The sequence below is a fragment of the Kitasatospora sp. NPDC091257 genome (assembly GCF_044757675.1).
Lineage (GTDB): Bacteria > Actinomycetota > Actinomycetes > Streptomycetales > Streptomycetaceae > Kitasatospora > Kitasatospora lactacystinica.
In genome coordinates, this window is sequence record NZ_JBIVVI010001470.1 from 1 (window position 1) to 1,945 (window position 1,945).

The 1,945-nt window shown below is 66.5% G+C and carries 1 protein-coding gene and 1 pseudogene; both read left to right on the forward strand.

What is annotated here, in order from left to right; all coding sequences use genetic code 11:
- Window positions 1-1,234: pseudogene (locus ACIQOV_RS39430) on the forward strand (N-acetyltransferase); the annotation flags it as partial.
- The gene (locus ACIQOV_RS39435) at window positions 1,231-1,707 is read left to right on the forward strand and encodes an ASCH domain-containing protein (protein ID WP_401055713.1); all 477 of its coding nucleotides are present in this window, start codon (window positions 1,231-1,233) and stop codon (window positions 1,705-1,707) included. The pseudogene ACIQOV_RS39430 and the gene ACIQOV_RS39435, both read left to right, overlap by 4 nt.
- Window positions 1,708-1,945: the final 238 nt, after the last annotated feature.

Here is a 1,945-nt window from a genome sequence, read left to right on the forward strand (position 1 = left end):
CGGAGTGCACGTGCTCGCCACCCATGACGCGCTACTGACGCGCCTGACCGATGTCGTATGGAACGCAGTCGGGGTCCGCATCGTGGCTCCGGCAGAGGTGGCACTGCACGTCGACGAACTGCGGCAGGCCCAGGTGTACCGGCCGGCTGATCTCATGGGCACCGAGTTCCGGATCAGCGAGGTCGCGCCGGGCGGTGAGGCCGAACTGGTCGCCTTCTTCGAACAATCGAGCAGCGATACCGGCTCGGGCTTCGCGAACCGTCTCAAGAGCTTGGAGGGGAACCCTCTCAGCTGGCGCCGCGAGCTCATCCGCGACGGCGACGGGCACCCGGTTGCACTGTGTGTCTGGGCCGTAGACGGTCGGACACTCCTCGTCCCGGTTCTCCGTACCGCTGCCCATTCGCTCGAAGCGACCCTCGCCCGCCAGGTGCTGTTCACGCTGAAGCAGACGGCCCGCTCCTACGGCGCACATGTCGTGCACATCACCGACCCGTTCCCGTCCACCGCGGCACACGCCGCAGCTCGCGATGACGGCTTCCTCGATCACGAGGACGGTCTGGCGGCGCTCGTGGTGGATGTCTGTGGAACGGCAGCAGTCGTCACCGAAGCCGCCGATGCTGCAGCACGAGAGCTGGGCACGACGGCACTGGCCCTCCCCGCCGGGCTGCCGGCCGAGGTCGCCGGCGTCGTTGAGCGATCGTGGTGGCCAGCCAAGGTCATGGACTCCGAACTGCCGTCGTTCATCGTCCCGATCGACCCGGTGTGGTCGACCGAGTTGTTCAACAAGCCGACGTCTCTTCTGCCGCGACGGAACGAGCTGGGAATCAGCAGGGAACACGCCTACTACCGATCCCCGGGACGCCGCGGTGAGAGCGTCCCAGCCCGCCTCCTCTGGTACGTCAGCCAGGGCCCGTCCAGCCAGGAAGGACAGATGGTGATCGGCTGCTCTCGGCTTGAGCAGGTGGTGGTCGACACATCCGAGGCCCTGTTCGCTCAATTCGAACACTTGGGCGTATATGGTCTGGAGGAGATCCGCAAAGTGGCCAACTCCACGTCAGGTACGGCCATGGCTCTGCGCTTCTCGGACACCGAGCTCTTCCCCAATCCAGTGACGTACCGACGCCTGCTCTCCCTGAAGGAGGGCCTGGGGCTACCGTTGTCCGTGATGTCGCTCACGAAGATCGACAACAGGCTGTTCGAGGCCGTCTACCAGGAAGGGCACCGGCCGACGTGAACGAGGAACGCGCGCTCCTGCTCTCAGTCCACCCGCGATTTGCCACCGCGATCCTCGCGGGCAGCAAGACCGTCGAGGTGCGCCGTCAGCGAGTCGCCGTTCCCCCCGGAACCCCCGTCGTGATCTATGCAACGGCTCCCACGATGGCCTTGGTCGGCACCGCCCGCGTCGCTTCCGTCCATGTCGGGTCCCCGAGCGAGGTGTGGGCCGCCAGCCGCTCCCGCACGGGGATCACCCGTCGCGAGTACGACGAATACATGAGCGGTGCCGCCCAGGCCAGTGGCCTCACACTGGAGGAACCGGTCACCTTCGAGGAACCCGTCACACTCACCGCCTTGAGGTCCGCCGGAACGTTCCACCCACCACAGAGCTATCGGTACCTGCCGGGCGAAGCCCTCCGACAGATGGCGGAGGTTTCCCCCGCAGCCGGACCAGCCCTCCTCGGCGTTCTGGGCACTCCCGCGCTCGCGTAGCCCTTACTGGGAGTCGCCGCCAGCCAACATGCTGGCCCAACGGGAGAGTTCGGCGATGGAGGCGGGGCGGCCTGGTAGAGCCTCGGGGCAACGATTGATTACCCCGAGGCGGCCGTCCGTACGGCGACAAGCCTGCCCCCGTGCTAGGGCGCGTATTCGGTCGTGATCAATCTGTGTGATTCACCTTCGCGGCGGGTCCTGATCCGGTAGACCATGGTGTGTGACGCGAGCGCAACTG